Below are 24,745 nucleotides of genomic sequence, written 5' to 3' on the forward strand. Positions count from 1 at the left end.
ACACCGATCCAGGCTGGCTACACGCCGAGCATGTAGGCGCCATAGGCAAGGCCCGACACGAACAGCAGGAAACCGATCAGGTAGATGGCGAAGGTAGACATGGTGAACTCCACACTTGCTGTGATGTGAGGTTCAACGCCGGCGCCGGGCGATGGTTCCGCCGCCACGGGATTCGGAAACGGCCCAGAAAAAAGCCCTCCCCGGTTCCGGAGAGGGTTTTTTCAGGTGAGCCGGGGCGCGTGGATTACGCGTCGGCGCTTTGCTTGGCGCGGCGCTTGCGCTCGTTCGGGTCGAGATAGATTTTCCGGAGACGGATGTTCTTCGGGGTGACCTCGACGAGTTCGTCGTCCGCGATATAGGCAAGCGATTTTTCCAGCGTCATCATCAGCGGCGGCGTGAGGCGGACAGCTTCGTCCGAGCCCGAGGCGCGCATGTTGGTGAGCTTCTTGCCCTTCAGGACGTTCACTTCCAGATCGTTGTCGCGGTTGTGTTCGCCGACGATCATGCCGCCATACACCTTGTCGCCCGGATGGATCATCATCGGGCCACGGTCTTCCAGGTTCCAGAGCGCGAAGGCAACCGCCTCGCCCTGGTCCATCGAGATCAGAACGCCGGTGTGGCGGCCCTGGATCTTGCCTTTGTGAGGCGCGTATTCGTGGAAGATGCGGTTCATGATGGCGGTACCGCGCGTATCCGACAGAAGCTCGCCCTGATACCCGATCAGGCCGCGCGTCGGCGCGTGGAACACAAGGCGCGTACGGCCAACGCCGGAGGGGCGCATGTCGAGCATGTCGGCCTTCCGCTCAGAGAGCTTCTGCACGACGATGCCGGAATGTTCGTCATCCACGTCGATGATGACTTCTTCGATCGGCTCAAGCTTTTCGCCGCTGGGGCCTTCCTGCATCACGACCTGCGGACGCAGCACGCCCAGCTCGAAGCCTTCGCGGCGCATGGTTTCGATGAGAACCGAGAGCTGGAGTTCGCCGCGGCCCGAAACGGTGAAGGCTTCGGCGTCGGTGGCGCGGTCAACCTTCAGGGCGACGTTGCCTTCAGCTTCTTTCAGCAGACGGTCCCAGATCATCCGGGAGGTGACTTTCGTGCCTTCGGTGCCGGCGAGCGGCGAATCGTTGACGCGGAAGGTCATCGAGATGGTCGGCGGGTCGATCGGCTGAGCGGCAAGCGGCGCGGTGACCGAAGGATCGCAGAAGGTGTCGGCAACGTTCGCCTTGGTCATGCCGGCCAGCGAGACAATATCGCCAGCGGAAGCTTCATCGACCGGGATACGCTCCAGGCCGCGGAAGGCGAGCACTTTGGAGACACGGCCCTGCTCGACCAGATTGCCTTCACGGTCGAGCACCTTGATCGACTGGTTCGGCTTGACCGAACCTGACGCGATGCGGCCCGTGAGAATGCGGCCAAGGAACGGGTCTGCCGAAATGGTGGTGGCCAGGAAGCGGAACGGGCCTTCGGAGACTTTCGGCGTCGGCACATGGTCGACCACCAGCTGGAAGAGCTCGTCCATGTTGGCGCGGGTCTCTTCATACTGCGTCGACATCCAGCCCATCTTGCCCGAGCCGTAGAGGACGGGGAAATCGAGCTGCTCATCGGTCGCGTCGAGGTTTGCGAAGAGATCGAAGACTTCGTTGAGCACTTCGTCCACGCGGCGCTCGGCCTTGTCGATCTTGTTGATGGCCACGATCGGGCGCAGGCCCAGCTTCAGGGCCTTGGAGACGACGAACTTGGTTTGCGGCATCGGGCCTTCGGCCGAGTCCACAAGCACGATCACGCCGTCCACCATGTCGAGAATACGCTCCACTTCCCCGCCGAAGTCGGCGTGGCCGGGGGTATCGACGATGTTGACGCGGTAGCCATTCCATTCGACCGAGGTGGTCTTGGCGAGGATGGTGATGCCCCGCTCTTTTTCCAGGTCGTTGGAGTCCATCATCCGTTCCTGCGTCTTTTCGTTGGCGCGGAAGGTTCCGGATTGTTTCAGGAGTTCGTCGACGAGCGTGGTCTTGCCATGGTCAACGTGTGCGATGATCGCAATATTGCGCATCTTTTCGAGCGGGGTCGTCATTTTGATATATGCTTTCCGGCGGGCGGCGCGACAGGGAGGAAAACAAGGCGCCGTCGGGTGGATTTGGCGCCCGCCTAGCAGACGAGACGGGCTTTGACTATGAAAAAGAGGCAGGTTTTCTGCCAGTTCCGCCGCGCTGCCCTTGCATTGGCCACATGCCGGGGCCACCGTCTGGCGGATGTCTCAGTCTCCCCCGTTTGCCTCCGCCCCCCTGCTGTCCGGTATTTCCGGGCTATCCCATGGTTTCTTTGGCCGCAAAGGCGGCGTTTCCGGCGGGATCTACGATAGCCTCAATTCCGGCGAGGGATCGGGCGACGATCCGCGCAATATTGCCGAAAACCGCGCCCGGATTGCCGCCGCGCTGGGGGCAAAATGGCTGCTGTCCTGCTATCAGGTGCATTCGCCGGACGTTGTGCGGGTGACCGGGCCGTGGAGCGAGCGGCCGCAGGCCGACGCGATGGTCACCAACCGGCCGGAACTGGGGCTCTGCGTCCTCTCGGCAGACTGTACGCCGGTTCTGTTTGCCGACCCGGAGGCGGGCGTGATCGGCGCAGCCCATGCCGGCTGGAAAGGCGCCCTTGCCGGCGTTCTGACCCGAACACTGGAAGAAATGGAAGCGCTGGGCGCCCGGCGCGCGCGCATCCGAGCGGCCATCGGCCCGACGATCGGTCCGGCGAGCTATGAGGTCGGCCCGGAATTCCGCGCGGCGTTCCTGGCCAAGGACGGCGCCAGCGAAGACCTGTTCACCCCCGGCAAGGGCGACCGGTTTCATTTCGACCTGCCGGGCTTTTGCGAACGCCAGCTGGTTTCCGCCGGGGCCGGCGGGGTGTTCAACCTGCGCCACGACACCTGCGCGATGGAAGACGCCTATTTTTCCAACCGCCGCCGCAACCTGCGCGGAGAACCCGATTACGGACGGAACGCAGCGGCAATCGTTCTGCTTGCATAAATCTCAGCGATTCCAGTTTCCTGTGGCTTGCGACTCGCGGCGGCGTGTTACAAAAGCGTCGCGAACCCGGCAGGCCACCAAGGGAGCGCCCCCATGAAGCTGATTTCCTGCAACGCAAATCGCCCCCTTTCGGACGCCATCGCAGACTATCTGGACATGCGGCTGACGCGCTCGGAGGTGAAAACCTTCGCCGACCAGGAAATCTTCGTTCGCATTGACGAGAATGTTCGCGGCGAGGACGTGTTTGTCATCCAGTCGACTTCCTACCCCGCCAATGACAACCTGATGCAGCTGCTGATCATGATGGACGCGCTGCGCCGCGCCTCGGCCCGCCGCATTACTGCCGTCCTCCCCTATTTCGGCTATGCCCGCCAGGACCGCAAAACCGATGGCCGCACGCCGATCTCCGCGAAGCTCGTGGCCAACCTGATCTCCACCGCCGGGGCCGACCGCGTACTGACGGTGGACCTGCATGCCGGCCAGATCCAGGGCTTCTTCGACATTCCGACCGACAACCTGTTCGGCGGCCCGGTGATGGTGGATGACATCAAGGAGCGTTACGGCAAGGAGAAGATCATTGTCGTCTCTCCCGACGTGGGCGGCGTGGTGCGCGCGCGCTCGCTGGCCAAACGGCTGAACGATGCCGACCTTGCTATCGTCGACAAGCGCCGCCCCGAAGCGGGCAAGTCGGAGGTGATGAACATCATCGGCGACGTGAAGGGCGCCCGCTGCATCATGCTGGACGACATGTGCGACTCCGGCGGCACGCTGGCGAACGCCGCAGCGGCACTGAAGGAGCATGGCGCAAGCTCGGTTTCAGCCTATGTCACGCATGGCGTACTTTCGGGCAATGCCGTGGAGCGGATCAGCAAATCCGTACTCGACGAACTGGTAATGACCGACACGATCCAGCCTTCGGAGGAAGCGCGCAAATCCAAGAAGATCCGCGTGCTGCCGATCGCTCCGCTGCTGGGCGAGGCGATCCGCCGGATTGCGAATGAGGAAAGCGTCTCGAAACTCTTCGACCGCTAGGGCCGCGTACCCTCCGAAAAAGAAAAAACCCGCTCTCCGGAGCGGGTTTTTTATTGCCGGAAACCGGATCAGGCAGGGCGGTTTATTCGACCGTCCAGCCGCGCGGGGTGCGGCGGGCTTCCAGGGTGATGGTGCCGTCGGACGGGGGGGACGTCGGGCGCGGGCGGCGCGGGGCCGCAAAGCGCATGGCGATGGCCGCCGCCGCCAGGGCCACACCGGCAATCGCGGTGATGATCGCAACGAGGCCCGCCACGAACAGGAGCATCAGGCCGGCGGTGAGCTGCACAAGGAAGGTCATTCCGGCGCGAAGGGCGGAAAGCAGGCCTGCAGCAGGGTTCGGATGGGCGTGTGTCTGTACCATGGATATCACCTTCGGCCCTCAAGATGGCGCGATGATGGCAGAGCGTCAACGGAGGTGCGGCAATCTCGGCGCCCATTTTGGGCAGCAGGGTTAATCCTGTTGCACCAGCAGGCCACGCTCCGCCCGGATCTGGGCATAGGCCGCCGTGATCGACGCGGCTTTGGAATGCACGCTGGTCTCAAACTCGCGCGGGGCGCCCTTATGGATAATCCGGTCAGGGTGATGGTCCGCCATCAGACGGCGATATGCCGTGCGGATGACCGCAAACTCTGCATCATGGGCAACGCCGAGCACATGGTAAGGATCGTCCCGGTCCGGCCCGAGATGGCTGGCACGGATGCGGCGGAAGGTGGCTTCACTGAAGCCAAAGGCATCAGACACGGTGCGCAGGTAGACCAGTTCCGGCTGGGTGACGACGCCATCTGCCCCGGCAATCTGGAACAGGCCGTCAAGCACGCCTTCGAGCAGGCAGGGCCGGTCGCTGTAGCGCTTGCCGATGCGGCGGGCATAGGATTCGTAGCCGCGCACGGTCTGGCGGGCGAGATTGAAGACGCGGCGGACATTATCCGCATCTTCCGGGCGGGCGCGGAAAACGCGCGAGAACACCATGATTTCCTGGTCTGTCACGAGCCCGTCGGCCATCGCCATCTTGGCGCTGAGGCCGACGACCGCGGCGGTAAAACCGACATCATTGGGATCTGGCTCGCAGCATTCTCCAGCCGGGTCCGGCTGAGGGGCCGGGTCCGGGCCATGGTCGAACAGGCGTTTGCCGCTCTCTAGAAGTGTGGTCCACAGGCTCATGATCTATCTCGGAGTATAACAGCTCTTGCCCATTCTTGGACAGAGAGCGTTTCTGACAAGCATGTGAAGTCTTTCCGCACAGCAGGGCTGCATACGGGTGGGGACGCGGAAAGTTGCGTCGCCGGAGCTGTATTAAGTATCCGTCATGGCGCAGATACGGGCCATTCCGGCGCCCGTGCCCGCTTTGGAGCCGGACGCCCGAGCCCCGGAAATTAACCAATTTGAAAGATTCTCGCCCCGTTTCGGGAACATTTCTTCCGGCACGCCGTTTGCTCTTCATCGAACACGAATCCGGACCGTCGCTGTCGGAGGAATGAAAGATGAAGACCTATGCCCTCGCCGCCCTTGCGGCCCTGATCCTCGCCCAGCCGGCCCTGGCTGATACCGACAGCAGCAGAAGCGCCGCCGCCGGCGTTGCGCTGGGAAGCGCCCGCGCCGTGGCCACAGCCCCTGCAGCGCAGAAGAGCGACGCGCTGGAGAAAGCTTCGCGCACCGGCAATTTCAAGACATTCCTTTCCGCCATCGACGCAGCAGGCATTGAAGGCGATCTTGGCCAGCTTGGCCCCTACACCCTGTTTGCGCCGACCGACGCGGCCTTTGCCAAGCTGCCCGCCGGCGCGATGGACCGCCTGATGCAGCCGGAAAACCGCGACCAGCTGATCGCGCTGATCCGCATGCATGTGGTGGCCGGCCAGGCGCTGACCGCCGACAAGATGGCCGGACAGCAGATGACCGCTGAAACCCTGAACGGCCCCGTGGCAATTGACGGAACAGACCCCTCTGCCGTGTGGATCAATGCCGTGACCGTTGAAGGCCCTGGCATTCGCGGCAAGGACGGCGTGGTGCTGGCCATCGACTCGCTGCTGCTGCCGTAAGCGATCCTGTTCTTCCGCAGGGGTCCCTCCCCCTTTGCGAGATGCCCGGTCTTCTTCCCGCAAGGCGTGAAGGCCGGGCTTTCTGCATTAAGGCCAGCGGAGACGCCGGGCGACACGGATTAAACATTGGTGAGGGGGCGGAACATCTGGCGGCGTGGCGCGTCAATTCCGCGAGGCCTGGTCAGGTCAGGTCCGGGCCTCGAGGAAAGACCCCCGTGTGGCCCCGCCCGGACTAGACATCCGGGTGGGGCAATTCGTTTGGGAATGTCAGTCTGCGGCGGTTGTGGTGTCCGACACGATGCGCCATTCGCCGTCGATCTTGCGCAGAACCAGCGTGTAGAGGCCCCAGGGCTGCTTGCCCTGCCAGTCGAGCTGCCATTTGCCATGGGCGATGGCGGCGTCGGCCGAGAGGATCACGATTTCATGGTCGCGGGTGGTCAGCGTGCCCATTTCCGCGCCGGTGCCGTAACGGGCCTTGTAGCGGGCGAGCGTTTCATCCCAGCCGCGCGTGATGTTGCCGCCGGACGCAAAGCGCAGATCCGGCGAGCGCCAGTAGCCCACCATGAAGCCTTCGATATCGCCTGCATTCCAGGCCACATCCTGCGCCTCGAGCAGGGAGAGGATGGCGGCTTCATCGGCCACGCGGGCCGCGCCGCCGGGCTGGGAGGACGCGGTGGCGCAGGCGGCAAGACCGAGGAACAGCGCGCCCGAAAGGGCGGCGGCAATCTTAGTTCGTGCGCTGAGGATCACGAAGCGGGTCTGCGTCTTCATCAGCCAGGTCACCATCCTCATCATAGGTTTCCTCTGTCGGCTCAGGCTCAATCTCAGGCTCAATCTCGGGCTCAGGCGCAGCGTAGGTCCGCTCATAGCTTGGCGGGGCTTGCGGTGGCTCAGGCTGAGGTTCGGGCTGGGGCTCCGGTTGGGGCTCTGCCTGGTAGACCGGCTGCGGCTCCGGCGCCATTGCGGGGGCCTCGGCCTCTGCTTCGTAGGCGGCGTCGTAGCCGGCGTCCTCTGACTCGTAGTCTTCAGCCGGGGTTTCTTCTTCCTGTTTCTTGCGGCCAAAGCCGAAGAAGCCGCCTTTGGCGTCGCCTTCCGGCTTTTCCTTTTTCACGCGGCGGCGGCCGAGGGGGCCGTGAACATCGGCGTGGCGATCATACTGCATGGAATAGTATTCCCAGGCCGTATGGGTCAGCGGGCGGGGCGTCAGCTCCAGGCCATACATCCGCAGGCGCTCGACGACTTCATCGCGCAGATGCATGTCCGGGAAGGCTTCGGCGCGGAACTGTTTTTCCTTCATCCAGTCGCGCACGGACCAGCTGCGCACGCGGCCGATTTCGCTGGGCAGCGCGCCCTTGTGCACTTCCCAGATGTAGAGGGCGGCAATGCCGTTGATGGCGGCGTCCATCGCATCGTCCAGCTCGGTCTCCGGCATCCGGCCCTGGGCGAGGATGGCGCGCAGGCCAAGCTTGCGGGCTTCCATCTCCTGATAGGTGTTGCCGAGGACGGCGATGCCGTTGCGGTTGGTGTTGATGAGCGAGCGGTTGACGCCGTCGAGCTGGGGACTGCGGATCGGCAGGAGCACATCCGGGCCGACGCCGGGATGCTGGGCGACCTGGGAGAGTTCGGAGATCATGCGGTGAAGGTTCACCCGCAGCTCATGCCCGACACCCGACAGCGCAGAGGCCGTGCCGAGGCGGGCCTCCTCACGGAGGCGCCAGAGATGCCAGGCGATAACCGTAAGAACCGCCAGCAACAGCGTCAGGCCGCCTGTCAGGAAGGTGTGAAATTGTGCTTCGCTCATTCTGAGTTCCCCTGAGGCCGCGCCGGTTCGTGGTGCTGCATCTGCCCGGCAAAGGCCAGACGTTACCAACTTCTAAACGCCGAGAACGCGGCCCGCAATCACCCGAAGCGTTTCCATTGCGAGAGGATCGCGTGCTGATTGAGTGGTGATCAGTGCAGAATCCAGACAGGTTTCAATTCCCTGGGGGGATGGAGTACGGATCGTGCCGTTCAAGCCGCTGGCGAGCCCCAGAATGGCTTTGCGGGCCAGCGCGGTGTTGTGCGCCATGATCTCGAGCACATTGGTGACGTTGACGGCTTCGGTATCCTCTCGCCAGCAATCATAATCGGTGACCATGGCGAGGGTCGCGTAGGGCAGCTCCGCCTCCCGGGCGAGCTTGGCTTCGGGCATATTGGTCATGCCGATCACATCGCAGCCCCATTGCCGGTAAAGATGGCTTTCGGCGCGGGAGGAGAATTGCGGGCCTTCCATGGCCAGATACGTGCCGCCGCGATGGACCCGGCCACCGACAGCTTCCATCGCCTCAGCGGCGAGCCCCGAAAGGCGGGCGCAAATGGGATCTGCCATCGAGACATGCGCCACGAGCCCGGCGCCGAAGAAGCTGGAGGCGCGGGCGACCGTGCGATCGATGAACTGATCGACTGCCACGATATGGCCCGGTGCGTACACCTCCTGCAGCGAGCCGCAGGCGGAGATGGAGAGGACATCGGTGACGCCGGCGATCTTCAGCGCGGCGATATTGGCGCGGTAGGGCACGTCTGTTGGCGAGAGAACATGGCCGCGGCCATGGCGCGGCAGGAAAACAAGCTCCACATCGCCAATACGGCCAGAGACGAGCTTGTCCGATGGCGCGCCCCAGGGCGTTTCGATCTCCAGCTCGCGCCGGTCTTCCAGCCCGTCGAGGGCGTAGAGGCCGGAGCCGCCAATGATGCCGAGTTTCCAGCCGTTCATACCGCGCCCTCCCCTGCCCGGAACCATTTACGCATGCCGAAGGGCGGCGGCGAGAGCGGATTGTGGGTCGTCAGGTCCACATCATCGGCGCGGACATAGCCAAGATCGGCATAGAAGCCGATGAGACGGGGCTGGTCCGCCCGGATGGCGAGCTGGGCGCCTTTGGCCCCCTGTTCCTGCCCCCAGGCTTCCAGTGCCGCGAGGACATGCGCGCCGAGGCCCTGACCGGTAAAGCCCGGCAACACGCCGATGCGTTTGACTTCCATCCAGCGCCCCTGCCCGCCGGGGCCGGGCACAGCGACCCAGCGGCCCGAACCGATCAGCGCGCCATCAGCCTCCAGCAGCACCGCCCCGCCTTTGGCGATCTGGGCGGCAACCGTTTCGGGCGTTTCGCGGAAGACAGTGGATTCTGGCGAGACCCGCCCCGTCCAGATGCGGCGCGTGATCCCCTCAACGAGAAAGCCATCCGAAGGGGTGGCCCTGCGGATGGCTATCGATTGGCTCATATTTCAGGCCGGTCTTCGGGTCAGAGCTTAGTGCTCAACCTTCCGCCAGACCTGCTTGTAGGAGAACCACAGCAGAACCGTGAGGATCAGAAGGAAGGCCATCACGCCGAGACCGGTGCGCTTGCGCGCTTCGAGTTTCGGCTCCGACGCCCAGGCAATGAACTGGGCAACGTCGTGGGCCATCTGATCAACAGTTGCTTCGGTGCCGTCGGTGTACTCGACGCGATCCTTGGTCAGCTGCGGCGCCATGGCGAGGAAGCCGCCGGGCGGCGCATGACGCGGATCGCCTTCGAAGTTCGGCTTGGTATCACCCGGGAAGTAGGGGTTGTAATACTGGCCGGCAGGCTGGACGAGGTAAGCGGAGTGCTCCGGCGTGTGGTCGCCCAGGGCCTCGAATTTCGAAACGTCGAGCACCTTCTGGTAAAGCGTCTCGCCGTCTTTTTGGACTTCACGGTCCTCGAACAGGGCCGGGTCCGGATAGCCGCTCATCAGGCTGTAGATGTAGCTGGCGCCGTTATGGCGGGCTTTCACCATGACCGAAAGATCTGGCGGCAGGGCGCCGCCATTGGCTGCGCGGGCAGCTGCTTCGTTCGGGAACGGGGCGCGGAAACGGTCTGCCGGAGATGCAGGACGCATCTCGTATTCGCCGGCATCGTTCGGCGTCTGGTTCATGATTTCGTTCTCGGCGGCCAGTGCCTTCACGAACGGGTTGTCGTTCGGGTTGGGATAGGCCGGGTCATAGAACGGGCCGCCCGGCTCACCGAGGTTACGGTAGCTGAGCAGGTTCATCGAGTGGCAGCTGGCACAGACCTGTTTGTAGACCTGGTAGCCGCGCTGGACCGATGCCTTGTCGTACTGGCCGGTGACGCCTTCGAACGGCCAGCCGCCTTCGGGGGCATGGGCGTGTTTCTGGGCGCCGCCAGCAGCGTGCGCGAGACCCGCGAAGGCAAGGCCAACGAGACCAGCAGCGAGGATGCGGAAGGTTTTCATGTTCTTTCTTTTCCCAGCTTGCAGCTTACTCAGCCGGCACTGCGTTGCCCGTATCCTTGGGCTTACGCTTCAGCACGGATTTATGGATCGATTCCGGCAGGGCCTTCGGCTTCTCGGTCAGGCCGATGAAGAACAGGGCCACGAAGTAACCGAAATACAGGAATGTCAGGATCAGCGACAGGTGACGGAAGGCGAAGGTCGGTGCCGGAACCGCAGCGAGGCTGGGGTTGGCGCCTGCCGGCAGGCTGGCCATGAAGGCGCGGGCCTGCTCGTACGCTTCTTCACCGCCCTTGTAGCTGGCCGAAGCGGGCGCGCCCTCAACGGTGTAGCTGACCAGGAGGCTCGGATCGCCCTGCAGCGCCGGGATGACCGCATCATCCGGGTTTGCCGCGCCGCACCAGCCAAGCAGGAAGCAGACAACGACAAAGCCGAAGAAGAACTGGCGGGCCACCGGGCGGTAGCGCATGGACTTCACCTTCGAGGTGTCGAGCCAGGGCAGCACGAAGAGCACTGCGATGGCGGCGAACATGAAGATGACGCCGAGCAGTTTCGCCGGGATCGGGCCGAGGTCGAAGGTGATGGCGCGCAGGATCGCGTAGAACGGCAGCAGATACCATTCCGGAACGATGTGGGCCGGCGTCACCAGCGGGTTGGCCTGGACGTAGTTGTCGGCGTGGCCAAGGACGTTCGGTGCGTAGAACACGAAGACGGCGAACATGATCAGGAAGATCGCGATGCCGAAGCCGTCCTTCACCGTGTAGTACGGGTGGAACGGAACGGTGTCTTTCTCGACATCCTGGACTTCAACGCCGGTCGGGTTGGTGTTGCCCGGAACGTGCAGCGCCCAGACGTGCAGGACCACAGCGCCGGCGATCATGAAGGGCAGCAGATAGTGCAGCGAGAAGAAGCGCTGCAGGGTCTGGTTGCCGATCGACGGGCCGCCCATGAGCCAGGTCTGGATGCTTTCGCCGACGAGCGGGATCGCGCCGAAGAGGCCGGTGATCACGTTCGAGCCGTGATAGGACATCTGGCCCCAGGGCAGCATGTAGCCGAGGAAGGCGGTGCCCATCATCAGGAGGTAGATAACGCAGCCAATGATCCACAGCACTTCGCGCGGGGCCTTGTAGGACCCGTAATAGAGGCCGCGGAACATGTGGAGGTAGACTGCGAGGAAGAACATCGAGGCGCCGTTGGCGTGGATGTACCGCAGCAGCCAGCCATAAGGCACGTCGCGCATGATGCGCTCGACCGAAGCGAAGGCACCATCGGTGCTGGCTTCGTAGTGCATGGCGAGGATGACACCGGTGATGATCTGAACCGCAAGGCAGACGGCCAGGATGCCGCCGAAGATGTACCAGTAGTTCAGGTTTTTCGGCGTCGGGAAATTGATCATCGTATCGCTGGCGAAGCGAATGACCGGAAGACGCTTGTCGAGCCAGCGCTCAAAGGCTGAGTTCGGCGTGTAGGTAGACTCATGTCCGCTCATCTAAAGGGATCCTTCTCAGAGGGAGATGTTGACGACCGAGTCAGAGACCCAGCGATAATTCGGGATGGGAAGATTCTTCGGCGCAGGACCTTTGCGGATGCGGCCGGAAGTATCGTAGTGCGAACCGTGGCAGGGGCAGTACCAGCCACCATAGTCACCGGTGTTGCCCTGAGCCGGGCCAACCGGGACGCAGCCAAGGTGGGTGCACGAGCCCGAGGTGATCAGGATGGCGCGGTTCAGCGTACCGTCAGCTTTCGGGTGAAGACGCTCATCATCGGTCTGCGGGTCCGGCAGGATCGCGATGTTCACCGATTCGGCGGCCGAGATTTCAGCCGGGGTGCGGTGGCGCACGAAGAACGGCTTGCCGCCGATCAGGATGCGGATTTCGCCGCCGAGCGGAACCTTGGACACGTCGACATCCAGAGCCGACGCTGCGCGCGTATCGGCAGCCGGGTTCCACTGATCAACGGCCACCCAGGCGAACATGGCAGCGCCGCCGAGCGCGACCGAGCCTGTGGCGATGTGAATAAAATTGCGGCGGTCTTCGTCGACCGCCTCGGCGTGGGTCTCTGTCGTCACGATTCTTGTCCGTCCCTGGTGCGTGGCGTTTGCCGCTGTCTTTACTAAAGCTGCGCTGGCCGCACATTGCGGCAAGTGGGCGCGGGGCGCGGCATTCCTGCGCGTCCTGCCCCCCTGTTCGCTCAGGCCGTTACCGCCGTTCCGCCCCTGTGACAACAGGGGACTTGCGAGGCAAAAGCCCACAGCGCAACTGTCAGGCATGACGATTGACACCGACACCGCCGACTTCACCGCACGTAAAGCCAGGGCAAGCGCCTGGTTTCGCGCCCTCCAGGAAGACATTATCGCCCGCTTCGAAGCCATTGAAGACGCCGCCCAGCCCCCGCTATATCGCGGCGCTGCCGGGCGATTCGAGCTGAAAGAGTGGCGCCGGGGCGATGGCAGCGAAGACCTTGGCGGGGGCCGGATGGGCCTGATGCGCGGCAAGGTGTTTGAAAAGGTGGGCGTGCACTTCTCCGAAGTGTTCGGCACCTTCTCCGAGGCGTTTGCTGCCCAGATTCCGGGCGCCGACAAATCCGATGGCCGCTTCTGGGCGAGCGGCATCTCGCTGATTGCGCACCCGGCGAACCCGCGCGTGCCAGCCGCGCACATGAATACGCGCATGCTGGTGACCAGCGAAGCCTGGTTTGGCGGCGGCGGCGACCTGACCCCCCTGCTCGCCTATCAGCGCGACGAATCCTTCGCCGATACGGTCGATTTCCACGCCGCCATGAAAGCGGCCTGCGACACCCATCCGGGCGCCGATTACGCCCATATGAAAGAGTATTGCGACACCTACTTCCACCTGCCCCACCGCCATGAACCGCGCGGGACCGGCGGCATCTTCTATGACCGGTTCAATACCGGCGACTGGGAACAGGACTTTGCCTTTACTCAAGCGGTGGGCCGGCAGTTTGCGGGAATTTATCCCGACCTCGTGCGCCGGCGGATGAATGAGCCGTGGAGCGAGGCTCAGCGGGAGGCCCAGCTGGTGCAGCGGGGGCGGTATGTCGAATACAACCTGCTGTATGACCGGGGCACGACCTTCGGCCTGAAGACGGGCGGTAATATCGAGAGCATCCTCTCATCCATGCCGCCTGTCGTGAAATGGCCCTGAAAAATCAGACTTTTTCGCAGGAACGGCGCAGCCAGCCAGCATAGATTTCCTCGGAAATCTCGCTGGCGGCCAGTCCGAAGGTCTGGACCGTTGCGTCCACCTCATCGGCGATCAACACCCAGCCATTAATCTCGAGAAACACGGCCGCTGCGAGAAATCCGGTGCGCTTGTTGCCATCCACAAAGGGATGATTTCTAACGATTCCAAAGGCATAGGCCGCCGCGAGATCAAACAGATCCGGCTCCCCATAGGCGAATAGGTTTTCCGGCCGGGCGAGTGCACTCTCGAAAAGGCCGCCGTCTCGAATGCCTGCCGCCCCGCCATGATCGGCAAGGCTTTCATCATGCAGGATCAACACAGCTTCCCGCCGAAGCCATTTCGGCGCAGGCCGGGCGGTCATTTCGCCAATTCACGCAGAGTGTTGCGATACCGGCGCGCGACGGAGCGACCGACCTCAACCTGTTCGGCAACAGATTCGTCATATACATCAAGGCGGAAGCCGTCCGGCGTGTCGCTCAGGATAACGGTATCGCCTTGCGCAATCTTCTTTCTGGCGAGCGCCTCAGCCGGCAACACGACGCCGAGGGAATTGCCGATTTTGCGGATCTTCAGCTTGGTCATGGGGGCCTCCGGATGGAATAACATGCGTTATAACATGGGAGGGCGCGCAAAGGAACCAAGAGCGCCCCTGGAGTGTCAAACCGTGTATTTTTGAGGACAAAACGGGACGCTTTGCGCCTTTTGAGGGACACTTCGGGTCATTTCAGGCGTGAGAGCAGGTCTTCCCGGGACAGGCGGAAGGCAGACGCGATCCAGGCCTCTTCGAGGGCTTTCAGGCGCTTGCCGATCTCCGGCCCCCTGAGGCCGGCGGCGAGCGCGTCATCCCCGCCGATGGGGAAAACGGGGCGCACCCAGGCATGCCGGTCGGCGAGGATAGAGGCGAGGGTATCCTCCCCCCCGCTGGCCACTTCGATCACGGCGCGGTCGACTACCGCGTCGGGGCCGAACCTGTAGAAGGCTTCGCGCCGGGCCGTCGGGCTGAGGCCGAGGACATGGCCGAGAGCCGGATCGGCCCAGGCGATGAGCCGGGCGGCTTCCTGATTGGAGAGGCGCAGGCTGCTGGCGGCAGCGGACACATCGCTCTGGCGGCGGGTGAGCATGGCCATCAGGCGCAGGAGCGGATCGGGCGTCAGATCATGGGCCGCCTCGATTTCCACGAGAGCCGGAAGGAAGGCCGAAGCGGCGCCCGGCAGCAGCACGGCGAGAACGCCGGCGTCTTCCATCGCGATGAAGGCGGCGGAGGGATCGGGCGCAGCGAGGGTGCGCTTCAGCTCCTTCCAGATCCGCTCGGCAGCGATCTTCTTCAGCCCTTCGCGCTGGCGGGCGCAGGCGCCCTGCCCTGTCTGGTCGATACCGGCGCCATACCAGGCATTGAAGCGGTAGAAGCGGAGGATGCGGAGATAATCCTCGATCAGGCGCTCATCGGCCGCGCCAATGAAGATGACGCGCCCGGCGATCGCATCCTCGATCGAGCCGGGGATGACTTCGTAAAGTTCTCCCTCCGGCCCGGCATAGATGGCGTTCATGCGGAAATCGCGGCGGGCGGCGTCTTCGGCCCAATCCTGCGTGAAGGCGACGACGGCGCGGCGACCATCGGTTTCGACATCCCGGCGCAGGGTGGTGATCTCCACCGGCACGCCTTTGTAGAAGGCAGTGACGGTGCCGTGTTCGATGCCGGTGGGAATGACGCGGATGCCGGCAGCTTCCAGCGCGGCAACGGTTTCTTCCGGCAGGAGCTGGGTGGCGATATCGACATCATCGGCAGAAAGCCCGCGCAGCGTGTTGCGCACCGAGCCGCCAACATAGCGGGAGGCCCCTTTGCGGGCCGTTTCCAATGCACTCATCACGGCGCGGCTTGAGGGCGCCTCCAGCCAGCTTGCCGAGATGCGCTCAGGTCGGGTCATCGGCAGGCGGGGTCTCTGCGGGCGCGGTGCGGTCACGCTGGATGCCGACATCCTCGGTGTGACGCTCGCAAGGATAAGTGCGCTGCGGGATGAGCTGGCCATTCTCGTAGCGGGCAGGCTCGACACAGGTGCCCCGGTCGCGCGGCTCCAGCGCGATCAGGAGGAACCAGACAGCCGTGGCAAGACCGAGGCCGATGAGGAACAGCATCTGGATAGGCCATTTGCGCGCGCCGGCCTCTTCCGCAGAGCGGGTTGCCAGCAGGTAGATGCCGAACACCAGGAAGGGCAGAGAGAACACAAAGACTTCAAACAGGAGGCGGCCGGCCATGACGGTGGGGTCTCCCCGTAACTTCAGATGCTCAGACCTACATAAGCACCTGAAAGGGTTTGAGAAACCCTGAAGGGCGCAGATCAGTCGCTTTCGTAAAGCGTCTGGTAGAGCCGGCGGATGATGCCGGCGGTGACGCCCCAGATGCGATAGCCATTATACGGCATCTCATAATATTCGCGGTGGGCGCCTTTATAGAAGGCGCTGCCGGTCTGGTAGTTTTTCGGGTTCATCAGGAGTTCAAGCGGGGTTTCGAAGATCGCGGCAACCTCGCCGGGCTCTGCCACGGGCACGAAATCGTGCGGCAGCAGGCCGACAACCGGCGTGATGCGATAGCGCGTGCCGGTGATGTAGGCCGAACCCTTGCCCAGCACATCGACATCATCGGGATGGGCGCCGACTTCCTCATGCGCCTCGCGCAGGGCGGCGGCAACTTCATCCAGATCGATCGGATCGACCTTGCCGCCGGGCAGCGCGACCTGGCCGGCATGATCGGCCATCGTCTGCGGGCGCAGGGTGAGCAGCAGGGTTGGCCCCTCATTGCGCGGGATGACGCCGAAGAGCACGGCGGCGGGCCGGATGATCGCGACTTCCTCGGGCGTGAGGAAATCCATGTCGCCCATATCCTCAAGCCGCCCCTGCCCGGCGGGCGGGTCGAGCTTGGCGGTCACGCGCTCAATGAAGTCATCAAGATTGCGAAAGGACATTGCCAGCCTATGCCGCAGGTCCGAGCGGAAAGAAAACCCCCTTGCTCCAGACCCCGAGCACATTCTCGTCATCCGGCGAGGGCTCGGCGAGGCCTGCGAGTTCGTAGAAAACCGGTCGGGCGAGCTTTGCCTCCAGGCGGCCACGCACGAGGACGTATGGCGCAGGCTCGCCGGTTTCGGCGTCCGTTTCGACGCGGAGGGGGCAATCGGGGCCAGCGAAGGTGACGTCGCCAAGCGTGGTGACGAAGCCGAGCTGCTGATCCCTTCCCGGCGCGCCGAGAACATCCATGCGGCCCGCGATGAACGGGGCGTCTTCCACATGCACGATCACTTTCTCGTAGGGCGTGACGAGGAAGGTGCGCCCGTCGGCGTCCTTGCGCAGGATGCGGGCGAAGAGTTTGACCAGCCGGTCGCGCTTGATCTGGCCGCCCTCGTGCCACCAGCTGCCATCGGCGCGGATTTCCATGCCGATATCCTTCTCTCCGGAAGGATTCCATTTCTCCACAGGCGGGAGATCAGCGCCAAACTTGCCTTCCGGCAGGATCGCCTTAAGCGTTTCTTCCACGCTCAGAATTGTGCCGGGACTGGAAGTCACACCTATCTCCGCCAAAAAGACGCCTTAGACATAGGCTTGATAGCCAGAGACGTGAAGCCGGAGGCACCTCTACACATGGCCGATACCACAATGAATGCCGAAACCCCTGTTGCCGATGCAGAAGCTGCCGCAGAGGCGCTGGCCCGTGTGAAGACGGAAATCGGCAAGGCCGTGTTCGGCCAGGAGAAGGTGATCGAGCTGTCGCTCGCTGCCGTGCTGGCCGGGGGACATGCCCTGCTGATCGGCGCGCCGGGCCTTGCCAAGACGCGCCTGGTGGAAGCGATGGGCACGGCGCTGGGCCTGGCCAACCAGCGCATCCAGTTCACGCCCGACCTGATGCCCTCCGATATTCTCGGCTCCGAAGTGCTGAATGAAGGCCCGGATGGGGAGCGCAGCTTCCGCTTCATCAAGGGGCCGGTGTTTACCCAGCTGCTGATGGCCGACGAGATCAACCGGGCGAGCCCGCGCACCCAGTCTGCGCTTCTCCAGGCGATGCAGGAGAAACATGTGACCGTGGCGGGCGCGCGCCATGACCTGCCTGCGCCGTTCCATGTGCTGGCGACGCAGAACCCGATCGAGCAGGAGGGCACCTATCCCCTGCCCGAAGCCCAGCTCGACCGTTTCCTCTTGAAGGTGGATGTTTCCTATCCCGATCTCGACACCGAGCGGCGCATCCTGATCGAGACGACGCGCGGGGCCGAGGCGCCGGTGAAAGCCGCGCTGAGCCCGGCGGAGCTGATGAAGATCCAGGCGCTGGTGCGCCAGATGCCGGTGGGCGAAAAGCTGGTGGCGACGATCCTGAACCTCATCCGCGAAGCGCGGCCCGAGCAGACCTCGGATGCGCGCGTGAAGCGGCTGGTCGATTGGGGACCTTCGCCAAGGGCGGGACAGGCGCTGATGCTGGCAGCGCGGGCACGCGCCCTGCTGCGCGGACGGCTGGCGCCGTCGATGGAAGACATCGAAGCCCTGGCCGAGCCCTGCCTCGGTCACCGGATGGCGATGCGCTATGACCCGACCGGGGACGCGCCGAAGCTCAGTGACCTGATCAATGACCTTGTGAGGAAGGCTGCATGAAGTTTCGCATTCTTGTCGGCGCTGGACTCGGATTGCTGGCGACGGCCTGCGCGCACCTGCCGGGAGGCAGCGCCGCGCCCGCCGCCTGCGCGAGCCAGCTGGCCGAGAGCGCCGCTTACCTGCAGCAGCATGTGGACGCGCGCGAAGAGAAGCTGAAGGTAATCCGCTTTGCTTCGGAAGAAGCGATGAACGCCTATAACGACAAGACAACCGGATACGATTCTGCCCGCATCGACTTCATTGCCATGGGCAACATCATCGAGGCGGCCTACGGCCTGCCGGAGGCGACGGGGACGGCGCCCTTTGATCACACCACGGATGAAGAAGCTGATGCCCGCATCGCCGAAGGCAAGAGCTGCGCCGCACCCCTGCTCGAATGACAACGCGGATAAGGACAAAAAGCATGATCGGCAAGGCAACGGCTTCGTTGATTGCGGTTACCATGGCTTACTCAGCCATGGTAACTGCTTACCCGGAAGAACAAAAAATTTCGCCCGAGGAGACAGCGCAACTCCATTGTCTCGCAGACTATGTCGCCATGAGAATCTCCGCCACGTATGCACTATTTTCCGAACCCCATACGGATGAGCGGATCAAACAAGACTTAGCCGTTATGGTGTTGAATTATGAGTTTGAGCTTGCAGCAGAACATCTAGACGGTTTCCCTCAGCAGTTCTCAGTTTTCAAAACACGGTTTGAAGAAGCCTTAAAAATTACCAACCGCCTCCCGACAGGGGGCGTGGCGGAGCTTGCTCAATTCACGAAGCACGCGAAGACGTGCGAAAAGTGGAAGCGCCCAGAGTCCAAATGACCCTGCCTGCCGACCTGCGCGCCGAAGCGGAGAGCCTGGCACGGCAGTTGCCGGGGCTGAACTTCAAGGCGGAAGCCTCCGAAGCCGCGCATATCGGCTCGGCCGGGCGGCGGCGCGCGGGCACGGGCGAGAATTTCTGGCAGTATCGCCGCTTCATGCAGGAAGATGCGCCGGGGCGTATTCACTGGCGCCGATCGGCCAAGGGCAATGACCTGTTCGTGCGCGAGAGCGAGCTGGAAACGGCGCGCACCGTGCTGTTCTGGGCCGATGACGCGGCCGGCTTCCGCTGGAAGGGCAAGGACGACCTGCGCACCAAGGCGGAAGAATCCATCCTCCTGATGCTGACGATGGCGATCCTGATGTCCAAGGATGGCGAGCGGATCGGCGCGCTGGGATCTGGCCGCACGCCGAGCTTTGGCAAGCGGGCGGTGGAGCGCCTGATGGACGACCTGCTGCGCGGCACGAAGGGCGCCTTTCCGCCGCCGCCGAAAACCAGCGCGACGATGCTGGTCGCCTCCGACTTCTATGACCCGATTGCCGAGTGGCAGGCAAAGCTGGCCCCGCTGGCGGCGCGCTGCCCGGAAGGCATCCTGCTGGCAGTTTCTGCCCCGGTGGAGATTGCGTTTCCCTTTGAGGGCCGCACGAAACTTTCCCGCCCCGGCACAGGCGAGGAGCGCATCCTGGGCCGCGCCGAGACGATGCGCGAGGAATATATGCGCCGCTTTACCGAGCAGCGCGAGGCGCTTTCGGCGCTCGCCGCGCGGATGGGCTGGGCGCTGGTGACGCATGTGACGGGCAGCCCGGCGCTGTCTGGCGCGGCGCGGCTGAAGGCGGAAATCGAACGGTTTGGAGCGGCGCGGTGACGGCACTGGGGCCTTTCCTGCTGGGCGCGCCGCTGGCGCTGTTTGCGCTGCTGGCGCTGCCGCTGATCTGGTGGGTGCTGCGGGCGACGCCGCCGGCGCCGAAGGAGGCCGAGCTGCCTTCCCTGCGCCTGCTGGACGGGGCAGAGCCCGAGGAAGAGACGCCGGCGCGCACGCCCTGGTGGGTGTGGCTGATCCGTACACTGGCGGTTGTGGCGGCGATCCTCGGCCTCTCCCAGCCTGTGTGGGCGCCGGGCGCGCGCAGCGCCGGGACGGGCGATACCGGGCCGCTGCTGATCGTGATCGACAATGGCTGGGCCTCTGCCCCGCGCTGGAGCGAGCTGGTCAATGCGGCGAGCGCGACGCTGGACGCGGGCGACCGCGACGGGGCCGCGCATCTGTTGCTGACGGCGCCGCGAAAGCTGAACGCGGACCCGGCCGAACGCATGTCCCGCGCCGATATGGGCAAGCGGCTGTCGAGCCTTGACCCGCAGCCCTGGGCGACGGACCGGGCCGACGCGCTGGCGCGGCTGGACGCCTCCAAACTGCAACCGGCCCGGATCTTCTATGCAAGCGACGGGCTGGAGGCCGAAGGCGGCGCCGCCTTTGCCGCGGCGCTGGCGAGCCGCGCGCCCCTGACTGTGTTTGCTGCCCCGCCCGAAGGCCCCGCCGTGATCACCGGGCTCTCGGCGCAGACGGACGCGGTGACCGTGCGCCTTGCGCGGGCCGACCCACGCGGCAGCGCGCGGGCGTTCGTCTCGGCCCTGACACAGGACGGCTCGGCGCTCGGCTCCGCCGAAGTGAGCTTTGCCGAAGGCGTGCGCGAGGGCGAGGCGACGTTTTCCATTCCGGCTGCCGCGCTGGCACGGATTGCACGGTTCAATGTGACCGGGCGGGCGGGCGCAGGCACCGTCTGGCTGTGGGACTCGGCAGAGCGCACGCGGCGCGTCGGCATTGTCGATATGGGGCCATCGGCCCAGCCGCTGCTCTCGGACATGCATTATGTTCGCAAGGCGCTGGAGCCGTTCGCCTCGATCTCGACCGGGGATATCGAGACGCTGGTGGCCGCCGCGCCCGACGCAATCATTCTGGCCGACGTTGGCCAGATCGCCAAAGCCGACACCGAACGCCTGACGCAATGGGTGGAGAATGGCGGCGCGCTGATCCGCTTTGCCGGGCCGAGGCTGGCCGCGCAGGGCGACGACCTGTTGCCGGTAACGCTGCGCCGGTCTTCCCGCGCGATTGGCGGGGCGCTGGCGTGGGAGGAGCCGCAGGGCCTTGCCCCCTTCCCCGAGACCTCGCCCTTTGCCGGCCTCTCCATTCCGCCGGATGTCCGTGTACGCCAGCAGGTACTGGCGCGGCCAGAGCCCGACCTTGCGCGCAAGACATGGGCGCGCCTCACCGATGGATCACCGCTGGTGACCGCCGACAGCCGGGGCGAGGGAACGCTGGTTCTCTTCCACATCACCGCCGGGCCGGACTGGGGCGACCTGGCCTATTCGGGCTTGTTTGAACAGATGCTGCGCCGCGCGATTGCTGCCGGGCGCGGCGAAGCAGTGGAAGATGGCGACGGCACCTATATGCCCCAGCTGTCGCTGGACGGCTTTGGCCGCCTGACACCGGCCAGCCAAAGCGCCGCGCCGATCAAGGCGGCAGACTTTGCCGGGCTGAAACCTTCTGAAATCCATCCGCCGGGGCTTTACCAGGGCCCGTCCGGCTCGCGCGCGCTGAACATTGGCGAGGGCGCCGCGCCGCGCCTGATGACCGAATGGCCCGCCTCCGCCCGCCTGCTGGGCGATGCAGAAGCGCGCTCCCTGCGCCTGGCCGGGCCGCTGCTGGCCGTGGCGGCGTTCCTGCTGGCGCTGGACCTGTTTATTGCGCTCTATGTGGCCGGGCGGCTGCGCGGGCTGATGCGGCGGGGCAAGGCGGGGGCCGGAGTGGCCGGCGCGTTGCTGCTGGCGTTTGCCGTCCTTTCGCCGGAGAGCGCACATGCTCAGGGCACGTATGAACTGATGCCGGATGGCAATTACCGGTTCGTGCAGACGCCTTCGAGCCGCGTTGTGCCCCTGCCCCCCGGCAAGGCGAGCCAGAAGGAAATCGACGCCGCGCTGACCATGCGCCTTGGCTATGTGGAGACCGGCGACCCGGCCCTGAACCAGCGCACACGCGCGGGCCTGCAGGGCCTTTCCAACATTCTGAACATGCGCACCTCGGTGGAGCCCGCCTCCCCGCACGCGCTGAACCTCGAAACCGATGCGCTGGAACTCTACCCGCTGATCTATTTCAATGTGCCCGACAATGCCGCGCCGCTGTCAGACATCGCCGTGCAGCGCCTGAACGCCTATCTGCGCGTGGGCGGCGCATTGGTGATCGACACGCGGGCGGGCGGCGACGCCGCTTCGCAGACGGACGTATCGCGGCTGGAAACGCTGCTGGAGGGGCTGGACGCGCCGCCGCTGCAGACCGTGCCGGACAATCACGTTCTCTCGCGCAGCTATTACCTGATCAAGGATTTCCCCGGCCGGTTTGCCGGGCGGCGGCTGTGGATCGAGCAGGCCGCCCAGCCGGGCGGCAGCCGGGGCGACGGGGTTTCCCGCCTGTTCATCGGCGACGCCGACTGGGCCTCGGCCTGGGCCGTGGATGAGAATGGGCGCGACCTCTATTCCGTTGACGGAGGGCCGACACAGCGCGAAGCGGCGCGCCGGTTTGGCGTCAACCTCGTGATGTATGTACTGACGGGCAGCTACAAGGACGACCAGGTGCATATTCCCGCCCTTCTGGAGCGGCTGGGCGAGCAGAATGACGCGCCCGAGCCCCTGTTGCCGAATGGCAACCTGCTGGACGGAGGGCCGCAATGACTGAAGCGGTTCGCCTGAGCCTTGAGCCTTTCCTTGGCTGGCCGCTCGTCTGGGCGCTGGCGGCGCTGACGATTGGCGCGTGGATCTGTTACTTCTTCCTGCGCGGGCGCGCCTGGCTGACACGGGCCGTTAGCCTGCTGGTGGTGAGCGCGGCGCTGATCAATCCGACGCTGGTGCATGAGGAGCGCGAGCCCCTGCCCTCGGTGGCGGCGCTGATCCTCGACCGGTCCGAAAGCATGCAGTTTGGCGAACGCGACGAGGCGGCCGCGGCAGCCTATGAGGCGCTGAAAGCAAAGCTGGCTGAAGACCCGTCCCTGGAAGTGCGCACGCTGGAGACAAGCCCCGGCGACGATGGCACCTACCTTTACAGCGCGCTGGAAGGTCTGATGGCGGATGTTCCGCGCGACCGGATTGCCGGTGCGATCATGGTGACAGATGGGCAGGTGCATGACCTGCCTGACCCGGCCAAGACACAAGGCATCATCGGGCCGCTGCATGGCCTGATCGCGGGCGATGAAAACCTAGGCGACCGGCGGATCGAAATCGTCAACGCGCCGAATTTCGGCATCGTGGGCGAGACGGCAAACCTTGTGGTGCGCGCCGAGGACCCGCGCGGCGGGACGATTGATCTCGATATCTCGCTGAATGGCGGGACGCCCGAACGCGTGCGCGTCGAGACCGGCAAGGACACGGCCGTGCCCATCGAAATCGAGCGGCGCGGCGAGAATATGGTGGTGATCGAAGCGCCGCCCGGCCCCGAGGAACTGACGCTGGCGAACAACCGTACGGCCACCTCGATTGCGGGCGTGCGCGACCGGTTGCGCGTGCTGCTGGTAACGGGCAAGCCAAACCAGGCAGGGCGCGTGTGGCGCGACCTGCTGAAGTCCGATCCATCCGTGGACCTCGTTCACTTCACCATCCTGCGCCCGCCATTCAAGGTGGACTATGCGCGCCCCGATGAGCTGGCGCTGATCGAGTTTCCGACAGAGGAACTGTTCGAGCAGAAGCTGACCGAATTCGACCTCATCATCTTCGACCAGTATGAGCGCCAGGGCGTGATTACGCAGGCCTATCTTGCCAACATGTCCCGCTATGTGGCCGATGGCGGCGCGCTGCTGATCGTGGCGGGCGAGCAGTTTGCCGGGCCGGCGAGCCTTGCGCGGTCGCCGCTGGCCTCCGTGCTGCCCGCCTCCCCGACCGGCGTGATCCGCACCGGCGAGTTCGTGCCGCAACTTACCGCGCCGGGCAAGCGCCATGCCGTGACCGCGCCGCTGGACGGGCAAAGCTGGGGCGGGTGGATGCGCTATATCGAGGCAGATGCGGTGGCCGGGGACGTGCTGATGGCTGGCCCGAACGGGCGACCGCTGCTGATCGTGGACCGGGTTTCCAAGGGCCGGGTGGGCATGCTGATGTCCGACCAGATCTGGCTGTGGGCGGGCGGCTATGATGGCGGCGGTCCGTTTGCGGAGCTTATCCGCCGCGTGGTGCACTGGATGATGAAGGAGCCCGAACTGGAGGAGCGCCGCCTGGCGCTGACCATCGAGGGCGGACAGGCGAAGATCGAGCTGCGCACGCTGCTGGACGCGGCCCCGCCGCTGGAAGTGCAGACGCCGGAGGGCGATGTGATGACGCCGCGCTGGAGCCCGGCCGGGCCCGGCACCTTCGTGGCGGAAGCCCCGGTTGAGGAACTCGGCATCTACCGCGCGCGCTCGGGCGGGCTGGAAGCGATTGCGCTGAGCGGGCCGGAGAACCCGAAGGAATACGCAAATCTTGAATCGACGACGGCCGTGATCGAGCCGGTAGCTCAGGCGACGGGCGGCGGCGTGTTCCGATTGAACGAGACAGGCAGCAATATTCCCGATGTGCGCCGGGTAAGCGCGGGGCAGAAGAATGCCGCCGGTGCCAACTGGCTGGGCCTGCGTGAGCGGGGCGCCTATGCGGTGCGTTCGTCCACCAGCCAGGGCCTGTTGCCGGGCATCCTGGCGGCGGGCGCGCTGATGCTGTTCCTGCTGCTGGCCTGGCGGCGCGAGGGACGCTGAGCGCC

General features: G+C 64.7%; 27 protein-coding genes. 10 read left to right on the forward strand and 17 right to left on the reverse strand.

Annotated features, from left to right (window positions below; translation table 11 throughout):
- Positions 1-17: 17 nt before the first annotated feature.
- Positions 18-167, reverse strand: a complete 150-nt coding sequence (locus K1X12_RS16870) for a hypothetical protein (RefSeq protein WP_225907835.1) — start codon at positions 165-167, stop codon at positions 18-20.
- 77 nt (positions 168-244) lie between these two features.
- Positions 245-2,077, reverse strand: coding sequence for a translational GTPase TypA (typA, locus tag K1X12_RS02035; protein ID WP_220985976.1), 1,833 nt, complete (start codon positions 2,075-2,077; stop codon positions 245-247).
- Between the two features lie 178 nt (positions 2,078-2,255).
- Here typA and pgeF point away from each other — a divergent pair, with 178 nt between their 5' ends.
- Complete coding sequence (gene pgeF, locus K1X12_RS02040; protein WP_220985977.1) at positions 2,256-3,026, forward strand: peptidoglycan editing factor PgeF; 771 nt, start codon at positions 2,256-2,258, stop codon at positions 3,024-3,026.
- 93 nt (positions 3,027-3,119) lie between these two features.
- Complete coding sequence (locus K1X12_RS02045; RefSeq protein WP_220985978.1) at positions 3,120-4,058, forward strand: ribose-phosphate pyrophosphokinase; 939 nt, start codon at positions 3,120-3,122, stop codon at positions 4,056-4,058.
- Between the two features lie 82 nt (positions 4,059-4,140).
- Here the strand turns inward: K1X12_RS02045 and K1X12_RS02050 are convergent, their stop codons facing one another.
- Together K1X12_RS02050 and K1X12_RS02055 are read right to left on the reverse strand one after the other, a co-directional pair.
- Complete coding sequence (locus K1X12_RS02050) at positions 4,141-4,419, reverse strand: hypothetical protein (protein WP_220985979.1); 279 nt, start codon at positions 4,417-4,419, stop codon at positions 4,141-4,143.
- A gap of 90 nt (positions 4,420-4,509) precedes the next feature.
- The gene (locus K1X12_RS02055) at positions 4,510-5,220 is read right to left on the reverse strand and encodes a molecular chaperone DjiA (protein WP_220985980.1); all 711 of its coding nucleotides are present in this window, start codon (positions 5,218-5,220) and stop codon (positions 4,510-4,512) included.
- A 320-nt stretch (positions 5,221-5,540) separates the two neighbouring features.
- Here K1X12_RS02055 and K1X12_RS02060 point away from each other — a divergent pair, with 320 nt between their 5' ends.
- Positions 5,541-6,095 carry a fasciclin domain-containing protein gene (locus K1X12_RS02060; protein WP_220985981.1) on the forward strand — a complete coding sequence of 185 codons (555 nt, stop codon included), beginning with the start codon at positions 5,541-5,543 and terminating at the stop codon, positions 6,093-6,095.
- A gap of 267 nt (positions 6,096-6,362) precedes the next feature.
- On the opposite strand, the gene K1X12_RS02065 is transcribed toward K1X12_RS02060, so the two are convergent.
- The 7 genes from K1X12_RS02065 to petA all read right to left on the reverse strand — a co-directional run bounded on the left by K1X12_RS02065 (position 6,363) and on the right by petA (position 12,408).
- Positions 6,363-6,866, reverse strand: coding sequence for a YybH family protein (locus K1X12_RS02065; RefSeq protein ID WP_220985982.1), 504 nt, complete (start codon positions 6,864-6,866; stop codon positions 6,363-6,365).
- Complete coding sequence (locus K1X12_RS02070) at positions 6,823-7,896, reverse strand: hypothetical protein (RefSeq protein WP_220985983.1); 1,074 nt, start codon at positions 7,894-7,896, stop codon at positions 6,823-6,825. The genes K1X12_RS02065 and K1X12_RS02070 overlap by 44 nt, the downstream gene beginning before the upstream one ends.
- A 72-nt stretch (positions 7,897-7,968) precedes the next feature.
- Complete coding sequence (mtnP, locus tag K1X12_RS02075; RefSeq protein ID WP_220985984.1) at positions 7,969-8,847, reverse strand: S-methyl-5'-thioadenosine phosphorylase; 879 nt, start codon at positions 8,845-8,847, stop codon at positions 7,969-7,971.
- Positions 8,844-9,353 (reverse strand): GNAT family N-acetyltransferase, encoded by a 510-nt coding sequence (locus K1X12_RS02080; protein WP_220985985.1) that lies wholly within the window; start codon positions 9,351-9,353, stop codon positions 8,844-8,846. Before K1X12_RS02080 ends, mtnP begins: the two co-directional genes overlap by 4 nt.
- A 27-nt stretch (positions 9,354-9,380) precedes the next feature.
- On the reverse strand, positions 9,381-10,343 hold the full coding sequence (locus K1X12_RS02085) for a cytochrome c1 (protein ID WP_220985986.1): 963 nt from the start codon (positions 10,341-10,343) through the stop codon (positions 9,381-9,383).
- 25 nt (positions 10,344-10,368) lie between these two features.
- Positions 10,369-11,829, reverse strand: a complete 1,461-nt coding sequence (locus tag K1X12_RS02090) for a cytochrome b (RefSeq protein ID WP_220985987.1) — start codon at positions 11,827-11,829, stop codon at positions 10,369-10,371.
- Positions 11,830-11,844: 15 nt separating this feature from the next.
- Positions 11,845-12,408: a ubiquinol-cytochrome c reductase iron-sulfur subunit gene (gene petA / locus K1X12_RS02095; protein WP_220985988.1), complete on the reverse strand. Its 564-nt coding sequence runs from the start codon at positions 12,406-12,408 to the stop codon at positions 11,845-11,847.
- Positions 12,409-12,607: 199 nt separating this feature from the next.
- Between petA and hemF the strand changes: the two genes are divergently transcribed.
- Positions 12,608-13,504 (forward strand): oxygen-dependent coproporphyrinogen oxidase, encoded by an 897-nt coding sequence (gene hemF / locus K1X12_RS02100; protein WP_220985989.1) that lies wholly within the window; start codon positions 12,608-12,610, stop codon positions 13,502-13,504.
- 4 nt (positions 13,505-13,508) lie between these two features.
- On the opposite strand, the gene K1X12_RS02105 is transcribed toward hemF, so the two are convergent.
- The 6 genes from K1X12_RS02105 to K1X12_RS02130 form a co-directional block, all read right to left on the reverse strand.
- Positions 13,509-13,904: a type II toxin-antitoxin system death-on-curing family toxin gene (locus tag K1X12_RS02105; RefSeq protein WP_220985990.1), complete on the reverse strand. Its 396-nt coding sequence runs from the start codon at positions 13,902-13,904 to the stop codon at positions 13,509-13,511.
- Positions 13,901-14,125: an AbrB/MazE/SpoVT family DNA-binding domain-containing protein gene (locus K1X12_RS02110; RefSeq protein ID WP_220985991.1), complete on the reverse strand. Its 225-nt coding sequence runs from the start codon at positions 14,123-14,125 to the stop codon at positions 13,901-13,903. The genes K1X12_RS02105 and K1X12_RS02110 overlap by 4 nt, the downstream gene beginning before the upstream one ends.
- Positions 14,126-14,262: 137 nt before the next feature.
- Positions 14,263-15,468 carry a CCA tRNA nucleotidyltransferase gene (locus K1X12_RS02115; RefSeq protein ID WP_225907837.1) on the reverse strand — a complete coding sequence of 402 codons (1,206 nt, stop codon included), beginning with the start codon at positions 15,466-15,468 and terminating at the stop codon, positions 14,263-14,265.
- Complete coding sequence (locus K1X12_RS02120) at positions 15,455-15,796, reverse strand: DUF6111 family protein (protein WP_220985992.1); 342 nt, start codon at positions 15,794-15,796, stop codon at positions 15,455-15,457. The genes K1X12_RS02115 and K1X12_RS02120 overlap by 14 nt, the downstream gene beginning before the upstream one ends.
- 83 nt (positions 15,797-15,879) lie before the next feature.
- On the reverse strand, positions 15,880-16,503 hold the full coding sequence (locus K1X12_RS02125) for a CoA pyrophosphatase (protein WP_220985993.1): 624 nt from the start codon (positions 16,501-16,503) through the stop codon (positions 15,880-15,882).
- Positions 16,504-16,510: 7 nt separating this feature from the next.
- Positions 16,511-17,098 (reverse strand): DUF1285 domain-containing protein, encoded by a 588-nt coding sequence (locus K1X12_RS02130; RefSeq protein WP_220985994.1) that lies wholly within the window; start codon positions 17,096-17,098, stop codon positions 16,511-16,513.
- Positions 17,099-17,173: 75 nt separating this feature from the next.
- Here K1X12_RS02130 and K1X12_RS02135 point away from each other — a divergent pair, with 75 nt between their 5' ends.
- The 6 genes from K1X12_RS02135 to K1X12_RS02160 are packed head-to-tail and all read left to right on the forward strand — an operon-like array spanning position 17,174 to position 24,740.
- Entirely contained in the window at positions 17,174-18,172 is a 999-nt protein-coding gene (locus K1X12_RS02135) for an AAA family ATPase (RefSeq protein WP_220985995.1), read from the forward strand.
- Positions 18,169-18,552: a hypothetical protein gene (locus K1X12_RS02140; RefSeq protein WP_220985996.1), complete on the forward strand. Its 384-nt coding sequence runs from the start codon at positions 18,169-18,171 to the stop codon at positions 18,550-18,552. Before K1X12_RS02135 ends, K1X12_RS02140 begins: the two co-directional genes overlap by 4 nt.
- A 23-nt stretch (positions 18,553-18,575) precedes the next feature.
- Positions 18,576-18,983 carry a hypothetical protein gene (locus K1X12_RS02145; protein ID WP_220985997.1) on the forward strand — a complete coding sequence of 136 codons (408 nt, stop codon included), beginning with the start codon at positions 18,576-18,578 and terminating at the stop codon, positions 18,981-18,983.
- The gene (locus K1X12_RS02150) at positions 18,980-19,846 is read left to right on the forward strand and encodes a DUF58 domain-containing protein (RefSeq protein ID WP_220985998.1); all 867 of its coding nucleotides are present in this window, start codon (positions 18,980-18,982) and stop codon (positions 19,844-19,846) included. Before K1X12_RS02145 ends, K1X12_RS02150 begins: the two co-directional genes overlap by 4 nt.
- A complete protein-coding gene (locus tag K1X12_RS02155; RefSeq protein WP_220985999.1) occupies positions 19,843-22,701 on the forward strand; it encodes a DUF4159 domain-containing protein in 2,859 nt (952 codons plus the stop codon). The genes K1X12_RS02150 and K1X12_RS02155 overlap by 4 nt, the downstream gene beginning before the upstream one ends.
- The gene (locus tag K1X12_RS02160) at positions 22,698-24,740 is read left to right on the forward strand and encodes a hypothetical protein (RefSeq protein WP_220986000.1); all 2,043 of its coding nucleotides are present in this window, start codon (positions 22,698-22,700) and stop codon (positions 24,738-24,740) included. Before K1X12_RS02155 ends, K1X12_RS02160 begins: the two co-directional genes overlap by 4 nt.
- Positions 24,741-24,745 lie beyond the last annotated feature (5 nt).

Origin of the sequence: Hyphomonas sediminis (assembly GCF_019679475.1) — a bacterium.
GTDB lineage: Bacteria > Pseudomonadota > Alphaproteobacteria > Caulobacterales > Hyphomonadaceae > Hyphomonas > Hyphomonas sediminis.